The 24572-nt window shown below is 28.1% G+C and carries 24 protein-coding genes; 13 read left to right on the forward strand and 11 right to left on the reverse strand.

Features of this window, described 5'->3' with window-relative positions:
- Window positions 1-7: 7 nt before the first annotated feature.
- From BLA33_RS03050 to rdgB, 4 genes are all read right to left on the reverse strand, one after another.
- Entirely contained in the window at window positions 8-622 is a 615-nt protein-coding gene (locus BLA33_RS03050) for a DedA family protein (protein WP_029362070.1), read from the reverse strand.
- Window positions 619-1323, reverse strand: coding sequence for a phosphatidylcholine synthase (pcsA, locus tag BLA33_RS03055; RefSeq protein WP_029346657.1), 705 nt, complete (start codon window positions 1321-1323; stop codon window positions 619-621). The genes BLA33_RS03050 and pcsA overlap by 4 nt, the downstream gene beginning before the upstream one ends.
- Before the next feature lie 13 nt (window positions 1324-1336).
- Complete coding sequence (gene pepF, locus BLA33_RS03060) at window positions 1337-3109, reverse strand: oligoendopeptidase F (protein ID WP_075226447.1); 1773 nt, start codon at window positions 3107-3109, stop codon at window positions 1337-1339.
- 119 nt (window positions 3110-3228) lie between these two features.
- Window positions 3229-3834 carry an RdgB/HAM1 family non-canonical purine NTP pyrophosphatase gene (rdgB, locus tag BLA33_RS03065; protein ID WP_029346658.1) on the reverse strand — a complete coding sequence of 202 codons (606 nt, stop codon included), beginning with the start codon at window positions 3832-3834 and terminating at the stop codon, window positions 3229-3231.
- 196 nt (window positions 3835-4030) lie between these two features.
- Here rdgB and BLA33_RS03070 point away from each other — a divergent pair, with 196 nt between their 5' ends.
- Genes BLA33_RS03070 through BLA33_RS03080 form a run of 3 tightly spaced genes read left to right on the forward strand, consistent with a single transcriptional unit; the run spans window position 4031 to window position 6095 of the window.
- Window positions 4031-5056, forward strand: coding sequence for a M23 family metallopeptidase (locus BLA33_RS03070; RefSeq protein ID WP_004793997.1), 1026 nt, complete (start codon window positions 4031-4033; stop codon window positions 5054-5056).
- Window positions 5057-5614, forward strand: a complete 558-nt coding sequence (locus BLA33_RS03075) for a bactofilin family protein (RefSeq protein WP_029346659.1) — start codon at window positions 5057-5059, stop codon at window positions 5612-5614.
- Window positions 5601-6095: a DUF327 family protein gene (locus BLA33_RS03080; RefSeq protein WP_004791604.1), complete on the forward strand. Its 495-nt coding sequence runs from the start codon at window positions 5601-5603 to the stop codon at window positions 6093-6095. Before BLA33_RS03075 ends, BLA33_RS03080 begins: the two co-directional genes overlap by 14 nt.
- A gap of 146 nt (window positions 6096-6241) precedes the next feature.
- Here the strand turns inward: BLA33_RS03080 and BLA33_RS03085 are convergent, their stop codons facing one another.
- From BLA33_RS03085 to BLA33_RS03095, 4 genes are all read right to left on the reverse strand, one after another.
- Window positions 6242-7771 carry a glycerol-3-phosphate dehydrogenase/oxidase gene (locus tag BLA33_RS03085; protein ID WP_088123887.1) on the reverse strand — a complete coding sequence of 510 codons (1530 nt, stop codon included), beginning with the start codon at window positions 7769-7771 and terminating at the stop codon, window positions 6242-6244.
- 71 nt (window positions 7772-7842) lie between these two features.
- The gene (locus BLA33_RS06080; protein ID WP_256381184.1) at window positions 7843-7971 is read right to left on the reverse strand and encodes a hypothetical protein; all 129 of its coding nucleotides are present in this window, start codon (window positions 7969-7971) and stop codon (window positions 7843-7845) included.
- A gap of 54 nt (window positions 7972-8025) precedes the next feature.
- Window positions 8026-9531 (reverse strand): glycerol kinase GlpK, encoded by a 1506-nt coding sequence (glpK, locus tag BLA33_RS03090; RefSeq protein WP_075226450.1) that lies wholly within the window; start codon window positions 9529-9531, stop codon window positions 8026-8028.
- 37 nt (window positions 9532-9568) lie between these two features.
- On the reverse strand, window positions 9569-10333 hold the full coding sequence (locus BLA33_RS03095) for an MIP/aquaporin family protein (protein WP_075226452.1): 765 nt from the start codon (window positions 10331-10333) through the stop codon (window positions 9569-9571).
- 407 nt (window positions 10334-10740) lie between these two features.
- Here BLA33_RS03095 and BLA33_RS03100 point away from each other — a divergent pair, with 407 nt between their 5' ends.
- On the forward strand, window positions 10741-11343 hold the full coding sequence (locus BLA33_RS03100; RefSeq protein WP_011193580.1) for a deoxynucleoside kinase: 603 nt from the start codon (window positions 10741-10743) through the stop codon (window positions 11341-11343).
- Between the two features lie 59 nt (window positions 11344-11402).
- Entirely contained in the window at window positions 11403-12173 is a 771-nt protein-coding gene (locus BLA33_RS03105; RefSeq protein WP_029346661.1) for a hypothetical protein, read from the forward strand.
- On the opposite strand, the gene lnt is transcribed toward BLA33_RS03105, so the two are convergent.
- A complete protein-coding gene (gene lnt, locus BLA33_RS03110) occupies window positions 12113-13678 on the reverse strand; it encodes an apolipoprotein N-acyltransferase (protein WP_029346662.1) in 1566 nt (521 codons plus the stop codon). The two genes, BLA33_RS03105 and lnt, sit on opposite strands and share 61 nt — an antisense overlap.
- A gap of 146 nt (window positions 13679-13824) precedes the next feature.
- Here lnt and BLA33_RS03115 point away from each other — a divergent pair, with 146 nt between their 5' ends.
- The 8 genes from BLA33_RS03115 (at window position 13825) to BLA33_RS03150 (ending at window position 20817) form a co-directional block, all read left to right on the forward strand.
- Complete coding sequence (locus tag BLA33_RS03115) at window positions 13825-15831, forward strand: hypothetical protein (protein WP_075226584.1); 2007 nt, start codon at window positions 13825-13827, stop codon at window positions 15829-15831.
- A gap of 29 nt (window positions 15832-15860) precedes the next feature.
- Window positions 15861-16967, forward strand: a complete 1107-nt coding sequence (gene ychF / locus BLA33_RS03120) for a redox-regulated ATPase YchF (protein WP_029346663.1) — start codon at window positions 15861-15863, stop codon at window positions 16965-16967.
- A 14-nt stretch (window positions 16968-16981) separates the two neighbouring features.
- Window positions 16982-17809 (forward strand): hypothetical protein, encoded by an 828-nt coding sequence (locus BLA33_RS03125; RefSeq protein WP_075226454.1) that lies wholly within the window; start codon window positions 16982-16984, stop codon window positions 17807-17809.
- 70 nt (window positions 17810-17879) lie between these two features.
- Window positions 17880-18137 carry a 30S ribosomal protein S20 gene (rpsT, locus tag BLA33_RS03130; RefSeq protein ID WP_004791947.1) on the forward strand — a complete coding sequence of 86 codons (258 nt, stop codon included), beginning with the start codon at window positions 17880-17882 and terminating at the stop codon, window positions 18135-18137.
- 12 nt (window positions 18138-18149) lie between these two features.
- Complete coding sequence (locus BLA33_RS03135; RefSeq protein ID WP_004793776.1) at window positions 18150-18476, forward strand: HU family DNA-binding protein; 327 nt, start codon at window positions 18150-18152, stop codon at window positions 18474-18476.
- Window positions 18477-18884: a bactofilin family protein gene (locus BLA33_RS03140; protein ID WP_029346665.1), complete on the forward strand. Its 408-nt coding sequence runs from the start codon at window positions 18477-18479 to the stop codon at window positions 18882-18884.
- Between the two features lie 79 nt (window positions 18885-18963).
- Window positions 18964-20511 carry a transcription termination factor Rho gene (gene rho, locus BLA33_RS03145; protein ID WP_004793771.1) on the forward strand — a complete coding sequence of 516 codons (1548 nt, stop codon included), beginning with the start codon at window positions 18964-18966 and terminating at the stop codon, window positions 20509-20511.
- Between the two features lie 60 nt (window positions 20512-20571).
- A complete protein-coding gene (locus BLA33_RS03150) occupies window positions 20572-20817 on the forward strand; it encodes a type B 50S ribosomal protein L31 (RefSeq protein WP_004791864.1) in 246 nt (81 codons plus the stop codon).
- Between the two features lie 35 nt (window positions 20818-20852).
- Here BLA33_RS03150 and BLA33_RS03155 read toward each other — a convergent pair whose 3' ends face one another.
- Together BLA33_RS03155 and BLA33_RS03160 are read right to left on the reverse strand one after the other, a co-directional pair.
- Window positions 20853-23771: an insulinase family protein gene (locus BLA33_RS03155; protein WP_075226456.1), complete on the reverse strand. Its 2919-nt coding sequence runs from the start codon at window positions 23769-23771 to the stop codon at window positions 20853-20855.
- A 15-nt stretch (window positions 23772-23786) separates the two neighbouring features.
- On the reverse strand, window positions 23787-24488 hold the full coding sequence (locus tag BLA33_RS03160) for a hypothetical protein (protein ID WP_075226458.1): 702 nt from the start codon (window positions 24486-24488) through the stop codon (window positions 23787-23789).
- Between the last annotated feature and the right edge of the window lie 84 nt (window positions 24489-24572).

Below are 24572 nucleotides of genomic sequence, written 5' to 3' on the forward strand. Positions count from 1 at the left end.
ATATTTTTTATTTTAAATTTTTGTCAACTTTTTTATTTTTTTTAATTACCCAGATTATTATTGTTGTTGATATTACGGTAATAAATATTGCAAATATAATTATTTTTATTTTTGAAAATATTATTTCAAATGATTGTCCTAGTTTAAAGCTTAGAGTAAAATAAACCATTATTGAAAGTAGAGTTGCAAAAAAGTCAGAAACAATAAATAGATTGGATTTCATATTTCCCATTCCTGCTGATATAAATATTGCATTTCTAACTCCAAAGGGTATAAACCTTCCTATAAATAAAGTTAATACTCCGTATTGACCATAATAGTAATTTATTTTGTCAAGTAGGTTATTGTCTTTTTTATTTTTGAACAATTTATTTCCCATTAATTTTCCAATGTAAAAAGATATTATGTCTCCAAGATATGCTCCCCAAAAAATTCCTAAAAATATTAATACAGTATATTCATTTTTTCGACTAGATAAAATTCCACCCATTAGTACTATTGCATCTTCTGAAATAGGAACATTAAGCCCTGCTAAGATTAGTAAAGAAAAAAATACTATTGGGGAATAAGCTATGTTTGAATCAATAGATTCTATTATTGTGTTTATATGCATTGTTATCATCTATTTTTTGTTTTATAGGTTAAATATATGCTTGCTAAAGTTAAATATGCAAAGTAAAGGATGAGAATTGTTTTTGATATTTTTAAAGCTGTTGTGGATAAGTCTAGAAATATTGATACAACAAATATTAGGCAACTTATTATTGTTATTGGTATGGTAATTTTCTTTAATTCTTTAGTTTTTGATGGGTAAATAAATTTTATTGGGACAAAGCTTATTACAATACATATTAATATCATAACAAGATTTATTATTTGTTCTATTTTAAAAATTATGTTTAATATTACAAAGATATTCCATAGAGAAGGAAATCCTCTGAAGTAGTTGTCATTTGTTTTTGCATCTATTCTTGAGAATTGGTATGCTGATGAGAGTAAAATTCCAATGCAAATGGCAACTTTATATTTTTCTTCAATAAATTCTCCCAAATAAAAAAATATAACGGGTATGAATGTATAGTTTATGTAGTCTGTAATGTTATCAAGTAGAGCGCCATCAATTTCAGGTATTAATTCTTTTACCTTAAGCCTTCTTGCCATAGTTCCATCAATTCCATCTATTATAAGTCCTATTACTGTTAACTTTAAAAGAAGAGAATAATCACCATTTACAATTGAAATTATTGAGTAAAGTCCTACAATCAAGCCAGATGCTGTAAAAATATGTACAAGCCAAGCTAAAATCAAATTGATATTTTTCACAGTAAATCTCCTTTTATTGGAATATTTTCTTTATCTCTTCAAGTCTACATTTGAAAATGTTAATAGTATTTTCTATTGTTGATTTTTTTGTTAAATCTACCCCAGTAATATTTAAAGAATCTAATGGATATTTAGAACCACCTGTTTTTAAAAATTTTATATAATTCTCTACAGCATCTTTTTTATTTTCTTTAATGTCTTTGTATATCGATAGAGCAGCTGCAATGCCTGTGGCATACTGATACACATAAAATGGAGAATAAAAGTGAGGGATCCTAAGGCATTCAAGGGAGCTTAATTTATCAAATTTTAGGCTAGGCCCAAAGTATTTTTTTAGCAAATTCATATAAGTTTCTGTTAGTGTTTCTTTTACTATAGGTTCTTCTTTGCTAATCATTTCATGAATAATGTATTCAAATTCAGCAAACATTGTTTGTCGGAAGAATGTTGAAATCATGTCGTCAATTTGTGTGAGTTTTATATATTTTATTTTTTTAATATCGGTTTCGTTTTTAAGCAAATATTCTGCTAATATTTGTTCGTTAATTATCGATGCTATTTCTGCTTCAAAAATAGAATAATTATAATGCGGAAATGGGTTATTTTTTATGCTAAAGTAAGAGTGCATTGAATGTCCTGCTTCGTGTGCAAGTGTAAACATATCTCTTATTGATTTTTCTTTGTAATTAAGCAGTATATAAGGTTTCCCATTGTATGACCCAGCGCTAAAAGCCCCTGATCTTTTTCCAGCATTCTCGTATTTATCAACCCATCTTTCTTTCAAAAGGCCATTTTTTAAGATTTCTGTGTATTCATTTCCCAATATCTCTAAAGATTTTAATATTTTTTCACAAGCTTCTTCAAACGAATTTTTAAATGTTATTCCTTTTGTTAATGGTACGTAAACATCGTAGTGATATAGATATTCTTGGTTTAAAATTTTTTTTCTAAACTCATAATAGTCATTAAGCGCAGATAAATTTTCATTGACAGTTTCGATTAAATTTGTATAAACTTTTTTGTCAATATTGTTTGAAAAGAGTTGCATTGAAAAAGTATTTTGAAACTTTCTTGTCTTTGCAATGAAGTGATTTTTTTTAAAGTCTGAGATAATAAGATTAGCAAGTGTATTTTCGTTGTTTTTGTATTTTTGATAAAATTTGAAAAAAGCTTCTTTTCGTATTTTTTGATCTTCGTTTTGTAAAAATAGTGTGTAGGTGGAATTGGTTAAAGGATGTCCATTAATTTCTCCGAATTCCATATCAGCATTTGTTAATGCTGAGAATATGTTTTGATAAGATGAGTAAAGAGGGGTGTAGTTGGCAAGTATTTCCTCTTCTTGTTCGCTTAAAATATGGTTTTTTTCTCTTAGTATTTTTTCAATTGCAATTTTTTTTTCCTTAAGCTCAGGCTTATTTATCCAAGCTTGAATTTTTTTTGCATCTGTTTTTAGTATTTTGGGCATAAAGAATGCGGTGGCATTAGATACTTTTGTAGCTATATTGACACATATAGAATATATTTTATTGGAATCCTTGTTGGTTACATCTGTTTCTAATTGAAGCATTGCATAGTAAGAGACTTTCTCTAAATCTTCCATAATTTCATAGTATTTATTTAAAGTTTCTTTAAATAAATCAAAATTTAATTCCAATTTTTCATATTTTTTAAATTCTTTGGTTTTAATTTCAATAGCATTGATTGCTTTTGTATATTCTTCTTCATTTGCAAATAGAAAAGATAAATCCCATTTATCATTCTCATTGATTTCATTTCTATTTATCACTAAATTCTCCTCTTCCTTTTTTCATTGTTTGGAAAGAAATAGTACATTGAAATTTTATAAACATTGTGCTTATTATTTTACAATAAAGTCTAAACTTTATATATAAAAACCCTTTAAGCTTAACTGTTGAATAAAGATTCTAATAAAAATTTTTTAAATTTTGAAAATGCTATTCCCCGATGAGATATTTTATTTTTTTCTTCAAGCGTTAGATCGCTAAGCTTTTTATTATTTTTAGTTAAAAATATTGAATCATAACCAAATCCATAGTTTTTATTATCATTTAAACTTAAGGCAATTTCCCCCTTAATAATTCCTTCAAAATTTGATATTTGCTTATCTTTTGATATATAACTTATGTTGCATATAAAATATGCTTTTCTGTTTTTTTCATTTTTCATTAAGTCTAAAATAAGTTGATTTTTTTCATTAGTGCTTAATTTTTTACATAGCTTATAAGTGTCATATCTTTTAGAGTAAATTCCAGGCTCCAAGTTTAGTGCCTCAATGCACAATCCAGAATCTTCTCCAAAAACATTTTGATTTTTATTTAAAATTTCAAACAGAGCTTTTGCTTTAAGTAAAGAGTTTTCTTTAAATGTTTTTCCTGTTTCTTTTATGTTGAAGCTTTTAGGTACCACTAAGTTTAAATTGGGTATATCTAATATATTTTTTACCTCATTTATTTTATTTTCATTTGTTGTTGCAAAAAATAGTGTTTTCATTTATATAATAATAAAGTATTTGTGAATTTAATTGTATAACTATATTAGTTTTAAGTATTATTCTCTTTAATTGTATGTATTTTATTTAATGTTTTTGTACCAGGTTTTCATCGAAAAATTTGGATTTTTATCTAAAGTATTAAAATAGATTTTTAATTTTTTTGTTTGAGCATGGTAATTTTTGGTAGGGTTTGTTATGAAGAAAAGAATTAAATTTAAAATTATTTTAGGTTTTAAAGGAATTCTCAAGTTTTTTTTGGTTATTTATAATTCTTTGTTTATAACCCTTAAAGTTATACATTCTTTTTTTAAGCAAAATATTAGCTTTATGATTATTCCCCATGTTAAAGGTAATGTAAAAAATATTAAAATTTCTTTTTTGACTTTATTTTTCTTTTCTACTTTTTTTTTAGGCGGTTTTATAGGTTTTGTTTTACTTGCTGTAAATTATGTTACTCTCTCATCAATTGTGAAATCTACAGAGAAAAATTACTCTTTAGCAGAATCTGAGATTGAAGATTTTAGAAATACAGTTGTGGAAATTAATTCTGTTGCAAAAAATTTTTCCAAAATTTTAGATGAGCTTAAAACCTCTTTAAAAATTAATTCTAATGGTGTTGATTTAAATAAAAATAAACTAGATGGAGATCTTTCTGATTTTATTGATTTGCAAATTTTAGAAGCCAATTCAATAAAAGAACTTAGCGATCTTAAAAATATTAAAAGCAAAATAGAAAGTTCAATTCCTCCTCTTAAAAGCATAGTTAAGGTATTACACGCTCAGGATAAGCTTTTAAATGACATTCCTTCTCTTTGGCCTCTTGCGGGTGGATCTGGAATTATTACTTTGCATTTTGGTCCTGCTATTGAACCTTTTACTAGGCAATGGTATATTCATAAAGGCATAGATCTTGGAGGGGTTAGAATTGGAACTCCTATTGTTGCAACTGCTGATGGGGAGGTCGTTAGGGCAAGTTATCAATCAGCAGGCTATGGTAATTTTGTTCAAATTAAGCATAAGTATGGACTTGCAACTCTTTATGCACATATGTCGCGCCTTAATACTTCTAAGGGGTCTTATGTTAAAAAAGGACAGGTAATTGGATTTATGGGGCAGACAGGCTATGCAACGGGTCCCCATGTTCATTATGAGGTTCGCGTAGGTTCTCAAGTTATTAATCCCGATATGTATTTAAATTTAGCAACAGGAGCTTCAAAATAGATGTTAAATTTTTTGACTGTGAAAAAAGAAAGAAAATCATCATCTTTGTTTATTTTTGATGAAATAAAAACAATAGTGGGTGTTGGTGATTTTTTTAAAGGAGATTTAGTTTCAAATAATTTTATTCGACTTGATGGCGATTTTATGGGCACTATTAGTTCTACTAAAAGAGTAATTATTGGAGAGAGTGGTAGGGTTAAGTCTAGTATTGATGCTAATGAACTTGTTATTTCTGGAATGGTTGTGGGCAATATTTATGCTAAAAGCAAGATTAAAATATTTGCATCGGGGTGTGTTATTGGAAATATTTCTTGCAAGTCTATTGAAGTTGAAGAGGGCGCTATTATTGATGGGTATATGGATATTGGTGCTGAGTATCTTAGAGCTCCTGAAAGAAATACATTTTTTTATACTGGTTCTTATAAGGTTAATGAAGATCTTTTAATTGAAATCAATAAGGAATATCAAGAAGAAAAAAAATCTTTTCAACCACCTTTAGAAAGTGAAGATGATAAATATTTTACAAGCGCTATGAGCAAAATAGATGAAAGTAAATAATTTGATTGCCGGAGCATTAAATCTTAATTCAAAAGATTATAAAAAAGATGGCAAAAAAGTCTTCTTTGATAAGAGCAATGCTTTTTCTTCGGTGTTTCAGATTGAAAGTGCTAAAGAGGATAAACATTTTATTTTACTTGAAAATGGCGAATTTAATCTTGATTTGATTAAAAGCATGTTAGATGGAATTAACGAGGTTGGCGAGAGACTTTTGAGCGAGCCTTCAAGACAAAATGTGATTTTTTACAAAAAAGTTATTTCAGAGTTTATATCCATTATTATATCATCTTCTGTTTGCTTGAAAGAACAAAAAGGGGGCAGCTTTGGAGATCCTAAGCGACCCAAGTATAGAATTATTAAGATTATTAACGACAAGTTGGATAGACTTGCCTATTCTGTTTTACAAAATCAAATGACCCAGATTAAGCTTTTAGACAGCATTGAAGAGATTCAAGGCTTGCTTGTGAATTTGTTAATGTGAATTAGGTTTAAGGCTTTTGAAATGTTTTAAATTTTAAATTAAAAGGGATTGTTTAACAATCCCTTTGTTTAATATTAAAAATTAATTTAATTTTTAATTAAATATTTTTTACTTATTTCTAAAAAGGTTTTTATTTGTTCATTTTTCTACTTTTCAGATTCATTTAATTTTTTCATCATTATTTCAGCAACTCTTGGGGCAGCTTCAATTGCAGCTTGGGGATTTAAAGGCAACGATCTTGTTCTTCTTGCTAAAACATCGTCAATAGTTTTGGCTTGCTCAAATTCAATCGAAAAGGCTATTTGAGCTTCATTTAAATCCAAGCTCTCGTGTATCTTTTTGTCAAACCCTTCCATATTTTTTAGAATTTCAAAGTCACTACCATAAGTTCTAAAAGGTTCAGGAATTTTTATTGTCTCTTCTTTTTTAAGATAGCCGTGTAACTTTAAATCTTCTGTATTTGGTGGATAATTTGGTAATAAATTTTTTTCTATGGCCTTGAGCAAGGTTTTTTCTGCCATTTTTCTATATGTAGTATATTTGCCCCCCGCTATTGTAATAAGATTTGAATCTGATATAAATATTTTTTCGTTTCTTGAAATTTTTGAAGTGTTGCCTTCGGCTTTTGGATCCATTATTAAGGGTCTTATTCCAGTATATACGCTTTTTACATCTGATTTTTCTATTTTAATATTTAAATAATTGTTTAAATTATTTATTATAAAGTCAATCTCTTCATCAAGTCTTTTGGGCTCTACTTCTACCTCTTTTATTGGAATGTCGGTGCTTCCACAAACAACGCCATCATACCAAGGAATAGCGAATAAAATTCTATTATCACTAGTTTTAGGTATTAATATTGCATGATTTTGGGGGAATTTGTCTTTTTTGATTATTAAATGGCTACCTTGGGAAGGTTTGATAATGTTTAAAGCTTTTTCATCATCCAATCTTCTTATTTCATCTGAAAATATTCCTGTTGCGTTTATTATACATTTACTTTTTAATGAAATTTGTTCTTTTGACAATTTATTTTGTATTAAAACCCCTGAAAGTTTTCCGTTTTCCTTGTTGAATTGTACAAGCTCTGTGTAGTTAAGGGCAATTCCTCCTTTTTCGGTAAAAGTTCTTAATAATGTTATTGCCATTCTAGCATCATCGAATGAATCATCGTAATATAAAACAGAGCATTTAAGGCCTTCTCTTTTAATATTAGGAGCTTTTTCAATGGTAGATTTTTTGGATAGTAATTTAGTTTTATATTTGGTAGCTTTTTCTTTGCCCATAAGATTGTGGTAATAAGTTAATCCCAAATAATAATAAGGTATTTCTAAGATATTATAAATAGGAGTAATAAATGCACATTCGTTAATTAAATGAGGTGCATTTATTTCAAGAATTGCTTTTTCATGTAAAGCTTCTTTAACCAAAGAAATATTCCATTGAGCTAAATATCTTACTCCACCGTGAATTAATTTGCTTGATCTAGAAGAAGTTCCTTTTGCGTAGTCAAATTTTTCTATAAGTATTGTTTTATATCCCCTTGTGATTGCGTCTACTGCGATACCAAGACCTGTTGCGCCTCCTCCAATTATTATGAGATCAAATTTTTGATTTTCAAGATCTTTTAATTTTGTTTCTTTGTTATTATTCATGAAATTTAAATATTCCTCCATTTTAGTTAATGTCTTTTCTTTTTAATTAAATGCCAGATTTGAGAAATTCGCAAAGATCATTTGTTTTAATTTTATTGAATAACATTATAAACTAATTGCATTGGTAAATTTTTCAATTTTTCGTGATTTTTCTTTCGATTTAATACAGACATTTTTATTATATGTTGTTCTAGTTTTAAAAAATCAAATAAATTGTTCATAATTTTGTCTCCGGTATATTTTTGTTATAATCCTTAAAGTCTTGTTTTAAACTTTTATAGACTATTGGAACTCTGTATCCAGGATTTTGATCTTTCAATTGCTCTGTTCCAATTCTCAAGAAGCTTTTCTTTTTGATTTTTTGGCATTGAAGGTTCAAATATTTTATCTACTTGCCAAAGACTTATGATTTCTTCGGCGCTTTGCCAATAACCTGATGCAAGCCCTGCAAGATAAGCAGCTCCAAGTGCTGTTGTTTCTGTTATTTTTGGTCTTACAACTTTACATTCTAAAAGATCAGCTTGAAATTGCATTAATAGATTGTTTCGACTTGCTCCTCCGTCTACTCTTAATTCTTTAATTTCAAAGTTGGGAATGGATTTTTTCATGGTATTTAGTATATCAAAACTTTGAAATGCAATGCTTTCAAGAGCAGCTCTTGTAATGTGCGCTTTTGTCGATCCCCTTGTTATTCCGAGGATTGTTCCTCTTGCATAAGAATCCCAATGAGGTGCACCAAGTCCAACAAATGCTGGTACAAAATAAACTCCCCCATTATCTGAAACAGAGCTTGCCAATGATTCTGCATCTGAGCTTTTTCTGAAAAATTCAAGACCGTCTCTTAGCCACTGGATTACGGCTCCACCAATAAAAACACTTCCTTCAAGAACATAGGTTACGGTTTTTTTTCTTCCCCACGCGATTGAAGTTAAAAGTCTTTCATGGTTAATAATTGGTTCTTTACCTATATTAACCGTTAAAAAGCAACCAGTTCCATATGTGTTTTTAGCCATACCTTTTTTAAGGCAGGCTTGTCCAAATGTTGCTGCAAATTGATCTCCGGCAATTCCTGCAATAGGAATTTCTGCTCCAAATATCGATTTGTCTGTTTTGCCATATATTGTAGAGCTTTCTTTAAGTTCGGGCAAAATTGCTTTTGGAATATTTAATATCTTTAAAAGTTCATCATCCCATTCTAATGTTTTGATGTTTAACAATAATGTTCTTGAGGCATTAGAGTAATCGGTTGCATGTACTTTTTTTTGAGTCAGATTCCACAATAGCCATGTATCTATTGTTCCAAAACACAATTCACCATTTTCAGCTTTTTGTCTAGCGCCCTCTACATTATCCAAGATCCACAGTATTTTTGTACCACTAAAATAAGAATCTAGTACTAAGCCTGTTTTTTCCAGAATAATTTTATCTTTTCCCTCTTTTGTTAATTGGTCACAAATTTTTGCAGTTCTTCTATCTTGCCATACTATTGCATTATAAATGGGTTTTCCTGTGCTTTTTTCCCATATGACCGTAGTTTCTCTTTGATTAGTTATTCCAATAGCATCAACTTCATTAGGTAAAATTCTTGAATTTGCAAGAGCTTCTGTTATAACTCCAAGTTGCGATCCCCATATTTCAGTAGGATCATGCTCCACCCAGCTTGGTTGTGGATAAATTTGAGCAAATTCTTTTTGAGCAAGCCCTTTTATGTTTGCATGTTTATCAAATACTATTGCTCTTGAGCTAGTAGTACCTTGATCAATAGATAAAATATATTTCATAATTTTTCCTTTTTATTTTAATAAAGATGAATATCTTTTAGCCTTTATTGTTTTTTAGTGTAAATTCGTAAATTGTAGCGCCTAAAATTGCTCCAATTATTGGCCCGATTATTGGCACAATAAATATGCTTAGGTTATTAAAGCCGTGATTTTTAAATCCAGCAAATAAGAGTAAAATTCTTGGTCCCAGATCTCTTGCAGGATTAATAGCATAGCCGTTCATTCCTCCAAAACTTATTCCTATTGCCAAAACCACCGCTCCTATAATAAATGGAATAAATGGATTATCATCGTGTTTTTTTACAAAATCTCCAACAACAGAAATTAAAAACATTAGCAAAAAGGTTCCAAAAACTTGATCAATAAATCCAGGCAAAAATCCAGAAACAGCAGGGAAAGTCGCCATTATACCTTGAGTATTTTCTAGACCAGGATCTATTTCTATCCATTTAGGATAAAATACAACAAGTGTCATTAATGCACCTGTAAATGCTCCTAATATTTGAGCTATAATGTAATGTAAAAGTTTTGAAACGGGAAATTTTCCAGTACTTGCTAATCCTATGCTAACAGCTGGGTTTAAGTGTGCTCCACTAATTCTTGCTGATGTATAAATACCAAAAGTTACACCTAGTCCCCATCCAAATACTATATTTGTATATCCCCCTTTTATTATTTCTCCTGTTATTTCAGGACTTGAGGGAAATAATACTGTCATTGCAACAGACCCAGTTCCTAGAGCTAATAGGATAAATGTTCCCAAAAATTCCGATATGAATTCTTGAAGTTTCGTATAATTCATATTTTATCTCCTTATTTTTACAATAATTTTATTTTTTATTAAAAAGTTTTAATTTTCAATTTTTGAATCTTAATATATTAAATTTTTTAATCAAATTTTGCTGTTTTTTATACAATAGCTAGATTTTTTATATTTTAGCTTATTCTTTCCAAATATAATTAATATTTTTAATTATAGCTTTATAATATTTATATTTAATATATTATTTTTAATTAAGATTAATGTCAATAATTTAAAAATTTTAATTTTTAAATTATTGATTTCTTTCTCCAAATTTGTTTAAGGATTTTTTATTTTATATTAAAATTTTTACATTGGATTTTTTTGATTAATTGAGTTTTTGTTTTAGCAATTCTTTTTTATTAGCTTATATATTAATTGTTTAAGTTATTTTGGAGGTAGACTTGGTGATTGTAATAGAAGGTTTAATTGGGGTAGGAAAAACTACTCTTGGAAATATTTTATCAAATGAATTGAAAGTTCCTTTTTACAGTGAACTTAATAATGATTTTACTTTGGCTGTATTAGATAAATTTTATAGGGATAAATCCAGATGGGCATTCCCAGTTCAAATTAATTTTCTTAATGAGAGGTTTAAGCTAATAAAAGGTGTGTTTAGAACAAAAGGGGGTATACTTGACAGATCTATTTATGGTGATTGTGTGTTTGCGTCTCTTTTAAATTGCGATGGGCATATTTCTGATGAGGAGTATAAAATATATATTGATCTTCTTGATAATATGCTTGAACATTCTCAGCGTCCAAGTTTACTTATTTATCTTGATTGTAGTATTGATGAGGTTGAGCGTAGGATTAAAAATAGAAATAGAAGCTTTGAAATGAATATTCCTAGAGATTATCTTGAGGGTCTTAATAGGAAATATTTGAAGTGGTATAATGAATACAGCTTGTCTTCAAAGATAAAATTTTCTTACGATGATATAAATATTTTTAATGAAGAAGATAAGAATAAAGTGATTTCTTTAATTAGAGATAAACTTGTATTATAATTACTTGTAGTAGATTGACATTCTTTTATTTTAAAGGTTGAGTGTTAATGGAGGTTCTTATGGGGAGATTATTTCTTCTGTATTTTTTATGCTCTTTTGTTTTTTTAAATTTATTTGCTCAAGGTAGTTCTTCTTATGCTGATAAGCAAAAAGAGCTTGCTATTTTTTATTATGAGGTTGGTCAAAGGTATATAAATGTTGGCAAAATTAAAAAGGGAAAGCTATTTCAAGCAAAAGCTTTAAAGTTTTATCCAGATTTGAAAAAGGGAGTTGATATCAAGCTTGCAGTTAAAGAGCTTGATGCTAGGATTAAAGATGATAATTCCAAGGTGGTTATGCTTGAGGATGTTAAGCTTGAGGAGATACCAGGAATAGTGCACGAAAAAATAGAAATCAATGATTTTACAAATGCTCCTAAAATAGAATATCTTGCTGAAAGAGAAAGAAGCAAAAATCAAGATAAAATTATTAAGTTTCAATTTGGAAAGTTTGCAAGAGCTTTAATTTCTCAGAAATTTGATTTGTTTAACTCTGTTATTGCAGATAAAGTTGATGTTATGGGTCAATTTGAATCAAAAGATGATTTTATATCAGCTTTATCAAGAGCTTCATCTAAGGTTGATGCAGATGAGTTAGAGTATTTATCAGTTGATGATTATTACGATTTAAAGTCTTTGAAAATTTCAAAATCCAATGATACTGCTTTTGCTGTTAATGTGAATACCAAGAAAAATGATGTTACTAAAAATTTTCCATTTTGGAAAGAGCATCAGACTTTGATTTTTACCAAAGAGGATGATAATAATTGGTTTTTATCTTCAATAAAGTGAAATCTTAGCGTTATAATTAAAAACATTATCATTAATATATGTATAAACGAGTCTCCAATTTTTTCATAGATAGTTGTAAATGTTGGGGACAGTTTTACAGTTGATAATAAGTAGCCTTTTTTAAAAGTTTCTAATCTTTTAATGCTTTCTCCGTATTCATTGATTATTGCAGTAATTCCTGAATTTGTAGCTCTAATGGTTTTGATTCCATTTTCAATACTTCTAAATTTAGCCACAACAAAGTGTTGCCATTCTGCCGAATTTGTTTTTGACCAAGAATCGTTTGAAAAATTTAGCAATGTATTAGCGCCTTGGATTTTATAAAACCTTGAAAGTTCTGGAAATGCATCGTCATAACATATTAATGGAGCAAATTTAAATTTTTTCAGTTTTAATATTTCAATTTTATTTCCTTCAAGCTGTCCCAAGATTCTAAAATTTTTTTTAAAAAATTTTCTTACAAATTCATATTCGTAAAATGGAATTTTTTCTGCAAAAGGGACTAAGAATATTTTGGAGTATATGTTTGCAATGTTGAGGTCTGGCTCTATCATATAAATAGAGTTTTGTTGAATTCCTATAGTTTTATCGACATTTGAGGGAGCTCCAATAGCAAATGGGATTTTTCTTTCTTTTATAAAATTTTTCAGTTCATTATGTAGGTCATAGTTTTTAAAGTATTGGTCTTCTTCGCTAAAAGGGTAGGTTAATACCCCTTCGCTCCAGACCACAAATTCTATTTCTGGATTTTCTTTTAAGGCTTGTTCTGTAATTGTAATAGAATCTCTTATTCCTTTTTTATCATTTCCAGGCAACCATGGGTCAGTGTTGAGCTGAATAGCTGCAATGTTTAGGCTATCTATTTCTTTTGCTAATAAGTTTTTTAGTTCTATTTTTTTAAGCATTCCGTAAGTAAAAGATGTTGTTATTAGCAATATTGGAAATATTGTGTTTAGCAAATTTGTTTTGTTTTTATGGATTAAAAAGTCCGCAATTCCTGAGTTTAAAAAGTAGACTGCAAATGATACAAAAAATACACCAAAAATGTCTGCTACTTGAATTAAATCGTTGAAGTTATTTACGGTGAAAGCCGCAAGTCCCCAGGGATATGCTAAAAATCCAATTGATCTTGAATAATCATAAAATGTAAAAAGCATTGTTATTACTATTGTCTTATTTTTAAAGCTTTTTAAAGAGTAATAAAGACAATAACCCAAAATTAATGAATATGGAATATATCCTATTATTACTCCTATGAATGTAATCCATCCAAATGCATGAAAAAATCCAAGCCAAAAATTTTGCAAGCTATTGGCTATTATAAAGTAAAATACTGTTAATCTTATTAATGTTTTTTTATCTTCTAGTTTGTTTAAGGCTATAAAAAGCGGTACATAAGCAACAAATCCTAGGATTGAATATCCGGTTTCTTTAATTTCATTTGGAATTGCAAGTGTTGTAAGAATTCCTGAAAATGCGGCTAGGCAAAAACATCTAGTTTTCATTTTTCCTCTTTTTTACTATTATTAGTAACATAATGATGTAGTATATTAAACATTATCATTAATAATTTTATATGATAGCATTAATTTTTTTGTATTATTTTTGGAAAAATTATGCTTATAATAGGTCTTTAAAGAGTAAGGGGATTATGTTAATTTTTGGTTTTATTGGTTTGTTTTTTTTAAATCTTTTTAGTTTGCATGCTCAAGGAATAGTTACCAATAAAGATGCTCAAGAAGAGTTTAAATGGGCTCTTAATTCCTATAATAATGGAATTTATGATGATGCTCTTTTGTCTTTTAAAAAAATTTTAAGCTTTGATCCTAATAACCTTGATTATCATTTTTGGACTGGTAATGTTTATTATAGACTTGGTTATGTTGAAGAGGCTTTAATGGAATGGAGAAATTTAAAAGATCAAGGTTATAAGGTCTCTTACCTTAGGCATTTGATTTCTACTATTGAGCAAAGGAGAGGTATTTTTTCAAATTACGAACTTAATTTTAAAAAACTTGTAAAAGTTGCTTCCCTTGATAATTCTATTTATAAAAGACCACACGGGTATCAGATTACATCTTTGAGGGCTGATAAGTATGGTGGATATTATGCTGCTAACTTTGTAGGTAATGAAATATTGTATTTTGATGTTAATAATAATGTTAATGCTTTAGTTAAGGATGGATTTAGTTATTTAAAATCACCTTATGATGTTGTTGAAGCTAATAATTTACTTTATGTGACTCTTTATTCAAGTGATGAAATTGGCGTTTACGACAAAGTTCTTGGCGTTAAAAAGAGATCTATTGGAAAAAAAGGCACAAAAGATGGCGAATTGCTTGCTCCTCAGTATATGGCCATTGATAAGAGAAACTATATTTATGTAAGCGAGTGGGGTAATAAAAGAGTGAGTAAATTTGGACTTGAGGGTGATTTTATTCTTCATTTTGGTTATAGAACTTCGGGTTACAAGGGGCTTTTAGGTCCTACAGGTATTACTTACTTGAATGAAAACATTTATGTTGCAGATTCTTTGAGAAACACTATTGAAGTTTTTGATACTAGTGGCAATCATTTGTATTCAGTTTTTACTTCTATTGAAGGAATAGAGGGTCTTAGCAGTGATTCTGCTGGCAACAATATTATAATATCTTCAAAAGATGGTGTTTATAAATACAATATTGCTAAAAAAACAATTACAAAAATTTTAAAAGCAGATAAAGTAAATTCTAAAATTTCTTCATCTATTTTGGATGCCAATAATCAGATGATTGTATCGGATTTTAATAATGCCAATGTTTCAGTTTACAAGAGTGATTCAAGCCTTTATGACAGTTTAAATGTTGACGTTAGGAGAATAGTTAGACTTGGTGGACCTAAAATTTACGTTGAGCTTAATGTTAGCAGTAAAAGCGGATTACCAGTTGTTGGACTTAAAAGTGAAAATTTTTCAATTGCAAATGAAAATTATTACATTGTAAATCCCAAAGTGGCTTACAATGTAAATGCTTCAAAAGACATTAATATAGCGGTTGTTTTTGATAAATCTTCTTATATGAAAAATTATGATCTAGATCAAATAGTAGGTCTAAATGCTTTAATAGAATCGTCAAAAAATAAAAACTTTAGTTTTATAAATGCAACAAGTGTGCCTATTATAGATAATATTGAAAGTTTGACAAGTAGCATTAAAAACACAAGTTCTCTTGGTCCTTATAGTACAGATCCTGTAAAAACAGATGTTAGTTTGAAGCTAGCAGGTTCCGGGCTTATGTCAAAAAGCTCAAGAAGGGCAGTAGTTTATTTTAGTGGCGGTGTTTTAAATCATAAAGCTTTTGAAAAGTACTCTTTAGATACAATAGTAAGCTACTATAAAAATAATGATATAAGGTTTTACTTGATATTATTTGGCAACGATCCTGTTAATAGTAAGCTTGAGTATTTAGTTAATGAAACAGGTGGAGCTATAATTCCTTTTTCATCTTATGAAGGAGTATCCAAAGTTTATGATTTAATTTTAGAACAAAAAACAGGTACTTATTTGCTAGAATATTATTATCCAGGCCCCCAAGAGCCTAATAAATATTTCAATTTATCTGTTGAAGCAAATATAAATCAACAAACAGGAAGAGGAGAGTTTGCATATTTTATTAATTAGATTGTTTTTTGATTTTAGGGGCTTGAACTATGAAACTTAATGCGGGGATTGTTGGACTTCCCAATGTGGGTAAATCTACTTTATTTTCATCGTTGACATCATCCAAGGTTGAGATTGCGAATTATCCTTTTTGTACTATTGAGCCAAATGTAGGAATAGTAGAAATTCCTGATGAAAGGCTTTTGAAAATCTCAGAGTGCATTGTTCCACAGAAAATTATTCCTGCTGTTATGGAATTTGTGGATATTGCGGGTCTTGTTAAGGGAGCATCAACAGGGGAAGGGCTTGGTAATAAATTTTTGGCTAATATTCGAGAAGTTTCTCTTATTGTTCATGTTGTAAGATGTTTTGAAGAAAAAAAGGTTATTCATATTAATGATGATATTAATCCTGAAAAAGATATAACTACAATCAATGTTGAGCTTTGTCTATCAGATCTTGAGACTGTTCAAAAAAGCCTTCAAAAACAAGAAAAAAATGTTAAAAGCACCGATAAAAAAATTAGCGAATCCTCTAAGGCAATTGTTTCAATGTTAAAAAGACTTGAAGATCATTTAAGCAATATGAATCCTGCTATTGAGTTTAAATTTGATGATTTTGAATACAGCTTTATTAGATCATTAAATCTTTTGACTTTTAAAAAAGTTTTGTATGTTTGTAATGTTGATGAAAATTCACTTAGTGGTAATAAATATACAGATATTGTAAAAAATATTGCCTTAAAAGAAGGGAATGATTTTTTAATCTTGTGTGCCAAAATTGAAGCCGAGCTTGTTGAAATAAAGGATATATCTTATAAAAATGAAATGTTAGAATCATTTGGAATAAATGATAGCGGCCTTAGTAATTTAATTAAAAAAGCCTATTATACTTTAGGACTTAGAACCTATTTTACAGCAGGTTTACAAGAAGTTAGAGCTTGGACATTCAAACAGGGCATAAAAGCCCCTAAAGCTGCTGGAATAATTCATAGTGATTTTGAAAGGGGTTTTATTAAAGCAGAAGTTTATTCTTGTGAAGATTTGTTTAAATTTCAAAGTGCTCAAAAGCTAAAAGAGAAGGGACTTATTAGGATTGAAGGCAAAGAATATCTGGTAAGAGATGGAGATGTAATCTTTTTTAAATTTAATGTTTAGATTTATTTTATATTATGGGTAATTTATTTTTCAATAATATAAGATTAATCAGTTTGTTTGTTTTTAATATTGCGATTTGTTTTTTTTATTTGTTTTTTTATGATAAAAGTTTTTTTTACTTTGTTCTGGCGCTTCTTTTAGTAAATTTTTTTTTAATTCTTTTTTATTTAAAATATTTTTGTTCTATCTCTTTTAAGGGCCCCAGGATTTATTATAAGGGCATTTTCTTAGGCTATGATTTTTATTTTGATGACATTATTTCTTTTGAAAAAAGATTGTCAGACAATGTTTTGATTTTGAAATTAAAAAATAAAAAAAAAATTAAGATTTGTTTTTTAATAGGCAATGGTTCTAGTGAATTATTCAAAGAGCTTAAATTTAAAAGAAAAGATTTATTTATCCCAAAATTGGAAAATTTTCCAATACGATATTATTTATCTTATTCTTATCTTTTCATGTTTTTAGCTCGCATTATGATTAGTTTATTTGTTTATTATATTTCATTAAGCAATATATTTATTTTTTTATTTATTTGTTTTATTGACATTAAAGTTTTGTTAGGTGATTTTTCAGTTATTAGCAATATAGTATTGTTTTATGAATTTAGGAAAGATTCAATTTATGAAAGGAAAATCTTTAAAAGTGAAATTTATTTTTATGAATTTTTTGAAAAAATTTTTATTTCTAGGGAATTTGAATTTAACAATAACAATTATTTATGCTTTTCCTATAAAGGGAATCATCCAACAAAAAAGGTATATATTTTGAATAAAAAAATTGCTTATTCCATGCAAAAGGTTTTTGAATATGTTAATCAAAACTATCATGCTGAATTAACTTAAGCTTTGATTGACTATATTTAAATTAGTTGATATATTAAAATTATTGTTTAATAATATTAAGGAGTATCACTTGAGAAAAAATGCATCTGCATTGAAGCGCTCTCGTCAAAATTTAAAAAGAAAGATTAGAAATGTAAGCGTAAAAAGTGAATTAAAAACAATAGAAAAGCGCTGTATCAATATGATTAAAGCGGGCAGAAAAGACGAAGCTATTGAATTTTTTAAGTTTGTTGCAAAAAAACTAGACACTGCTGCTAGAAAGCGAATAATTCATAAAAATAAGGCTGCTAGAAAAAAATCTCGTTTAAATGTTTTGCTATTAAAGTAAGGAAATTAGTTTATGTCTTTTTCAAGAAGACCGAAGATTACTAAATCAGATATTGTTGATCAAATATCTTTGAATATTAGAAATAATAATCTAAAATTAGAAAAAAAATACATAAGACTCGTAATAGATGCTTTTTTTGAAGAGCTTAAAGGTAATCTTTGTTTAAATAATGTTATTGAGTTTAGATCTTTTGGTACATTTGAAGTTAGAAAAAGAAAGGGGCGTTTAAATGCGCGTAATCCTCAAACAGGAGAATATGTTAAGGTTTTAGATCATCATGTTGCGTATTTTCGTCCAGGCAAAGATTTGAAAGAGAGAGTGTGGGGTATTAAAGGTTAAATGCCGGTTAACATGGTAGATTCTTATAAATGGGATTGCAAGCTGGATGCTAGTTTAACTTTTAGAGGAAAATTAAAATTTGAAGGAACTTTGTATCTCGATTCTTCTTTTGAGGGTGAAATATCTTCGAAAGGGGGTGTGCTTTTTATTGGTAAAAACAGCAAGGTTATCACCAATGTGGTAATTTGTGATACATTAATAGTAGAAGGAATTTTGAAGGGCAATGTAAATGCCGCTAGTAAAGTTTATTTAAATAGCGGTTGTAAAATATATGGGGATGTAAAGACAAAAAAAATATTTATTAATGATAACATAATTTTTGATGGTAAGTGTGAAATGATAAAGTCTAGTGAAATTGTAGATTTATTTTCTTTCACCGTTTCACAAATAAAAGATACTTTGCAATAAGGTCGGTGTTTTTTATTAATTAATAATAAGTAGATTTTTATAAAATCCTTTCTCAAAAATTTAATTCGTAGAGGAAAATATGGATAAAAAAAATGTTGGATTTGATTTGGAAAGTGAAATAAGGCGGTTGGATGTTTCTAAAGAGTTTAAAATTGAAGATAATTTGAAAAAAAAAGTAGTTAAAGTTGTTGCTAAAAAGGATTCTGCATCTAATGTGACAAAATCTGCAGATTTAAGTAGCGCAAAGGATTCAAACGGTGTATTATTTTCTGAATTTGACTATGATATTCCTGCTTCAGGTTTAGAAAATAACATTAAAACTTTAGAGCAAAGCAATATCATAAAGTTTTTTAATGGTAAAGATTATGTAGAGATTGAAAAACTTTATGATAAGCCAATTACAGAGGTTAGAAAAATTGTTGAAGGTCTTGGGACCAATCATACCATTGCTGTAACAATGAAAAAAACCGAATTAATATTTTTATTGGTAAAAATATTAAGTGAGAACAATATTAATGTTTTATTTACAGGCGTGCTTGATGTGCTTAGTGATGGTTACGGTTTTTTAAGAACTGCATCAAATTCTTATCTTTCAGGAGGTAATGATGTTTACGTTTCCCCTTCTCAGATTAGACTTTTTAATTTAAGGACCGGTGATATTTTATATGGGCAAATTAGATCGCCTAGAGATGGTGAGAGATTTTTTGCCATGGTTAAAATTAAATCTATCAATAATCAAGATCCTACATTTGCCCAAAACAGAATACCTTTTGATAATTTAACACCTCTTTATCCTAATATTAAATTGAATCTTGAATATGAAAATTGCAATATTTCTACAAGACTTATTAATCTTTTTTCACCTATAGGTAAGGGACAAAGAGCTTTAATAGTTTCTCCTCCAAAAGCGGGAAAGACTACCTTGCTTCAAAAAATAGCTAACGCAATAACTACTAATTATTCGGATGTTATTTTGATGATATTGCTTATTGATGAGAGGCCAGAAGAAGTTACAGATATGATTCGCAGTGTTAAAGGCGAGGTGATTGCATCTAATTTTGATGAACAGGCTAGTAGGCATGTTCAGGTAGCAGAAATGGTTATTGAAAAGGCAAAAAGGCTTGTTGAAAACAAAAAAGATGTTGTTATTTTACTTGATTCTATTACAAGGCTTGCAAGGGCATATAATCAAACTATGCCAACTTCTGGTAAAATTTTATCGGGTGGGGTAGATTCTAATGCTCTTCATAAACCAAAGAGGTTTTTTGGATCTGCTAGAAATATTGAGGAAGGCGGAAGTTTAACTATTATAGCTACTGCTTTGGTTGATACTGGAAGCAAAATGGATGAAGTTATTTTTGAAGAATTTAAAAGTACCGGTAATATGGAATTAATTCTTGATAGAAGTTTGGCAGATAGAAGACTTTTCCCCGCCATTAATATTAAAAAGTCAGGTACCAGAAAAGAAGAGTTACTGTTAAGTGAAGAGGAGCGTTCTAAGATTTTACTTATTAGAAGAATACTAGGAGGCGTTGATGATTATGAGGGAGTTGAAGTTTTAATAGAAAAGATGAAAAAAAGCAAAAATAATGAGATTTTTTTAAAGACTATGAGCAATGGTAATTAAATAAATTGACATTATTTCTAATGTAAATTAAACTTTAGTGAAGGTTAAGAGGAAGGTTTTATGAGAAAAGGTGTACATCCTAAAAATAATTTAGTCGTATTTAAAGACGGATCAAATGGAGCAATGTTTTTAACCAGGTCTACTTTGAATTCAAAGGAAACTATTAAATATACTGATGGAAAGGAATATCCATTGATTACTGTGGAGATTACAAGTAGATCACATCCTTTTTATACTGGTCAACAAAAGTTTGTTGATGCAGCAGGAAGAATTGATAAATTTAATAAAAGGTATAAAAAGTCCTAAAAATTAGTTTTTTTGTATGAAATTTTGAGGAAATATTAGTAAATTTTTTTTACTTTATATTCTTTTCCTATTAATTTTTCCAGATTGTTTTTTTCTTCTTCATATTTTTGATTATTTACTAAAGATGCAACGCTATTGTGTTGTCTTATTTGTATCAGAATCTTTTCTGATATTTCTTTAATATCTTGAGGTGTAATTGTAAAATAGGCATTTCTAATGTCTTGTCTTAAGCTGTCACTAATATTTAACATTTTTCTTTTATAGCTTTGTAAAGCTTCTGTAGCTTTAGTTTTTACGTAGATATTGGTTCCTATTAAACCTACTAAATAGGTATAAATCTCTTCATTTGTCATTTTATTATTGGCTAATTCTTCTAAAGAGTTTTCAAAAGCTTGGTACGTTTTGATGAAATTTGGGTCTCTGTAGGACGCAAAAGAGAAAATCCCGTTAGCTATCGATGCGCTTGCTCCATATGCACCGCCTATTACCCTTATTTTTTCCCAAAAAATTCCACTTCTTAATATATGCTCTAAAAAATTTGCTTTTGGATAATTCTCATCGTTGATTTTGTAACTGGGGAAACATATAGCGTTGAAAGCTACTTTTGATTGAATAATTATTATTTCTTTTAATGTTTTATTGTTTGTCTCAATATTAAGTAATTCATCGCAATAATTATTATTCTCTTTTAGGCTTTCTTTTAGATGAGACACTTCATTTTCCAAGCTTTTAAGAATATCGTCAGTGTTGCCCATTATAAGTGCATATAGATTGTTTTTTAAGATTATTTTATTTTTTAAATTGTCTAATTTATTTGCGATTTCTTTTAAAGACTCTGTATCGGTTTTTATTTTTTGCCAAAATTCTCTACCTGTTATTCCATTTTGTAATTCTTTTAAATATTCATTTAATTTTAGCTTTGATTTAGATCTTAATATTGCTAAAAGATGTCCTTTGGGTATTAATAAGGATTTAAAATCGTTTTTCAAGCTTAGTGTTATTTCTTTCAATCTCTCATAATCATGGAAGTTAATATTAATTAAAATTTCTTTTATCAGTTCAAATGAATCTTTAACTTTATGGTTAAAGGATTTAAAGCTAATATTAAATGAATTTAAAATGTTTCCATTAATATCTTCATCGTAACTTTCAGATATATTTATTTGTCCCAAAGTATTTTGGATTTTATTGTTAATGTCTATGTAAGAATAGTTTTTTGTAGATAAATCTTGGAGAGCTCTTTTAAATAAAGATAGGTATATATAATCTTCTTTTTCTAAAAAATTTAGTTTAAAAAATAAGTTTACATTAAAAATATTGTTATTCTTAAATTTAAAAGAATGTAAATTTAGTTCTTTTATTTCATTGAGATCTAAGCTTTTTTCTATTTGTTTTGGCAAATCTTCTATTTTTAGTAAAGGAAGTTTTGCTATATCTGCCTTAGAGTCTTTTTTATTTTGATATTTTTTAAACTGATTATAGTCTTTTTTAAATTGTAAAAATTCTTCTGGATTCTGTTTAATTGCAATTTCCTTTGTCATTAATTTTTTTTCAATTTCTTCTTCCATTTCTTTTTCTGTATCATATGATGGAATAAAGCTTATTAATGTATAATGATTGTTACATATTAGATATTTTTCGATTAAATTTTCGAAGTAATAAATTCCTTTTTCCAATTTATTTGTAATTTCATTTATATAGTAGCTTGTTTCTAATGTTTTTATTGGATGCATCCCATTTAGCCATCCTTTGAAACTTTTTATCATTAAGGCGATAGGGTGATTTTGTCCTTTTTCTTCTTTTAGAGCGAATTCGTAGCCAAAAAGAATTCCTTTTATTAGTTCTTTTGGAATTTTATTTTTTACTAAATTTTTAAGTTCACTGAAAATTAAATTTTTAAATTCTTTTTCTTTTTTTTCAACAACATTTTGAAGTCCAAATGAAAAAATGGATTCTTTTAAATCTGTATTGATTCCGCTAATATGGGCTATATCTTCGCCAAGCCCGCTTTTTAAGATATTGATTATGAATGGACAAGAATCATCTAAGAGTATTTCTGAGAGAATTTCAAGACCAATGCTGTCTTCAATATTGTTAATTTCTGCGCAAAGCCAATTTATTATGTATACCCCAAGAGTATTATCGTTTTCTTTGGGGATTTTGTATGTTAATTTTTTTCCTTTTTCCCATCTTTTAACTTTTTCTATGTCAATAGAAACATTGCTTTTTTCTTTTTTATAAGGCCTTATTATATATTTTTCAATGAAATTTAGATTTTTTTCAGTCTGAGTGTTGCCGCATAAAAATATTTTACAGTTTTCAAGTGTATAATATTTTTTATAAAAATCTAAAAAACTTTCATAAGTAAGGTCAATAATATTTGTTGGGATTCCACCTGAATCGTATTTATATGCTCCCTCCTCAAAAAGAGAGCTACTTGCTATTTCGTTGATTAGAGAATTTTTATTTGAGTAGCTTCCCTTCATTTCATTAAAGACAATTCCAGATACTTTAAAATCTTTTGGATTTATATTATATCCTTCTTGCATAAATGACTCTTTTTTAAGCAGTGGGTGAAATATAGAATCGGCATAGATATTGAATAAATTAAAATAGTCTTTTTCAATTGTGGATGCTGCTGGGTAAATAGTTTTGTCTGGAAATGTCATTGCATTTAAAAATGTGTTTAGACTTCCCTTTAATAGGTAAAGAAATGGATCTTTTATTTTATATTTGTTAGAACCACAAAAAATTGTATGTTCTAAAACATGTGCAACTCCGGTATTGTTTGAAGGTATTGTCTTGAAAGCTATGCAAAATGCATGTTCTTTAAAAGAATCACTTTTTAAGTGAAATACTTCAAGGCCGCTGTCATGTTTAAAATAAAATCCTTCTGCATCATATTCTTCTAAATAAGTTTTCGAAATTAATTTGAAAATTTTTTTCTTTTTCATTTATGCTTTTAATCCTTATTTTACAAATTTTGCTATTTCGTTTTCATTAAATTCAAATATGTTTTGGAACTCCTCGGTGTCGTCTAGTTTAAATGTGTATTCAGGAAATTTAATAATAATTTTTTTGTTTTCAAAATAAATTACTGCTTGCTGTAAATCAAATAATAATTCGTTAGGTAAAATTTTTTCTTTAATTTTTTTTATAAAAAATGGGAATGCTTCATCTGTTTTAATTATGTCGTCAATATTATAAATATAATTTCCTTTATCTTGAATGTAATAGCTTCTGTAATTTGTAATAGGACTGTCATGGATTTCTTGAGTTGCAATAAGTATTATTGTATAAGTATTGTATCCATGGTAAATTTCATAGTCTATTTTTAAGCTAAATTTTTTATCCTTAGGTTCAAGCTCTTTACTAACAATATCAAGTCTTGCTACGTTTTGGCTTACATATTCAGTAAGCTCAGTATTTAATTCCTCAAGATTTCCTTTTTCTTTTCCTTCAATTATTAATTTAGGTATTCTAATGTTATATTCATAAAATTTTGATTCTTCTTTTGAACTCATTGGAGTTATTATTAAAGAATTCATTTTGTGGCTATTTGAGCTAATATCTTTAAAATTGATCTTGGTTAATTTTTTTGTACATCCGTTAAAAATCATTAATGTAGATATTAACGCAAAAGTTGATTTTATTGTTCTTGGGTTTAGCATATGATGGTTTCTCCCTGCAATATTTATTCTAATCCTACTATAAGATATTATATAATAACCTTGATATGAATTAATATTATTTAT

The sequence above is a fragment of the Borreliella garinii genome (genome assembly GCF_001922545.1).
Lineage (GTDB): Bacteria > Spirochaetota > Spirochaetia > Borreliales > Borreliaceae > Borreliella > Borreliella garinii.

What these genes read in the sequence shown, in the direction of transcription:
- rdgB (WP_029346658.1), bottom strand. Translation starts at nt 3,834, where the DNA reads ATGAAAACACTATTTTTTGCAACAACAAATGAAAATAAAATAAATGAG.
- BLA33_RS03115 (WP_075226584.1), top strand. Translation starts at nt 13,825, where the DNA reads ATGTTAATTTTTGGTTTTATTGGTTTGTTTTTTTTAAATCTTTTTAGT.
- rho (WP_004793771.1), top strand. Translation starts at nt 18,964, where the DNA reads ATGGATAAAAAAAATGTTGGATTTGATTTGGAAAGTGAAATAAGGCGG.
- BLA33_RS03095 (WP_075226452.1), bottom strand. Translation starts at nt 10,333, where the DNA reads ATGAATTATACGAAACTTCAAGAATTCATATCGGAATTTTTGGGAACA.
- BLA33_RS03085 (WP_088123887.1), bottom strand. Translation starts at nt 7,771, where the DNA reads ATGGAGGAATATTTAAATTTCATGAATAATAACAAAGAAACAAAATTA.
- BLA33_RS03075 (WP_029346659.1), top strand. Translation starts at nt 5,057, where the DNA reads ATGTTAAATTTTTTGACTGTGAAAAAAGAAAGAAAATCATCATCTTTG.
- BLA33_RS03125 (WP_075226454.1), top strand. Translation starts at nt 16,982, where the DNA reads ATGGGTAATTTATTTTTCAATAATATAAGATTAATCAGTTTGTTTGTT.
- BLA33_RS03155 (WP_075226456.1), bottom strand. Translation starts at nt 23,771, where the DNA reads ATGAAAAAGAAAAAAATTTTCAAATTAATTTCGAAAACTTATTTAGAA.
- BLA33_RS03105 (WP_029346661.1), top strand. Translation starts at nt 11,403, where the DNA reads ATGGGGAGATTATTTCTTCTGTATTTTTTATGCTCTTTTGTTTTTTTA.
- BLA33_RS03135 (WP_004793776.1), top strand. Translation starts at nt 18,150, where the DNA reads ATGTCTTTTTCAAGAAGACCGAAGATTACTAAATCAGATATTGTTGAT.
- glpK (WP_075226450.1), bottom strand. Translation starts at nt 9,531, where the DNA reads ATGAAATATATTTTATCTATTGATCAAGGTACTACTAGCTCAAGAGCA.
- BLA33_RS03150 (WP_004791864.1), top strand. Translation starts at nt 20,572, where the DNA reads ATGAGAAAAGGTGTACATCCTAAAAATAATTTAGTCGTATTTAAAGAC.
- BLA33_RS03050 (WP_029362070.1), bottom strand. Translation starts at nt 622, where the DNA reads ATGATAACAATGCATATAAACACAATAATAGAATCTATTGATTCAAAC.
- lnt (WP_029346662.1), bottom strand. Translation starts at nt 13,678, where the DNA reads ATGAAAACTAGATGTTTTTGCCTAGCCGCATTTTCAGGAATTCTTACA.
- BLA33_RS03080 (WP_004791604.1), top strand. Translation starts at nt 5,601, where the DNA reads ATGAAAGTAAATAATTTGATTGCCGGAGCATTAAATCTTAATTCAAAA.
- BLA33_RS03160 (WP_075226458.1), bottom strand. Translation starts at nt 24,488, where the DNA reads ATGCTAAACCCAAGAACAATAAAATCAACTTTTGCGTTAATATCTACA.
- BLA33_RS03070 (WP_004793997.1), top strand. Translation starts at nt 4,031, where the DNA reads ATGAAGAAAAGAATTAAATTTAAAATTATTTTAGGTTTTAAAGGAATT.
- BLA33_RS06080 (WP_256381184.1), bottom strand. Translation starts at nt 7,971, where the DNA reads ATGAACAATTTATTTGATTTTTTAAAACTAGAACAACATATAATAAAA.
- ychF (WP_029346663.1), top strand. Translation starts at nt 15,861, where the DNA reads ATGAAACTTAATGCGGGGATTGTTGGACTTCCCAATGTGGGTAAATCT.
- BLA33_RS03140 (WP_029346665.1), top strand. Translation starts at nt 18,477, where the DNA reads ATGCCGGTTAACATGGTAGATTCTTATAAATGGGATTGCAAGCTGGAT.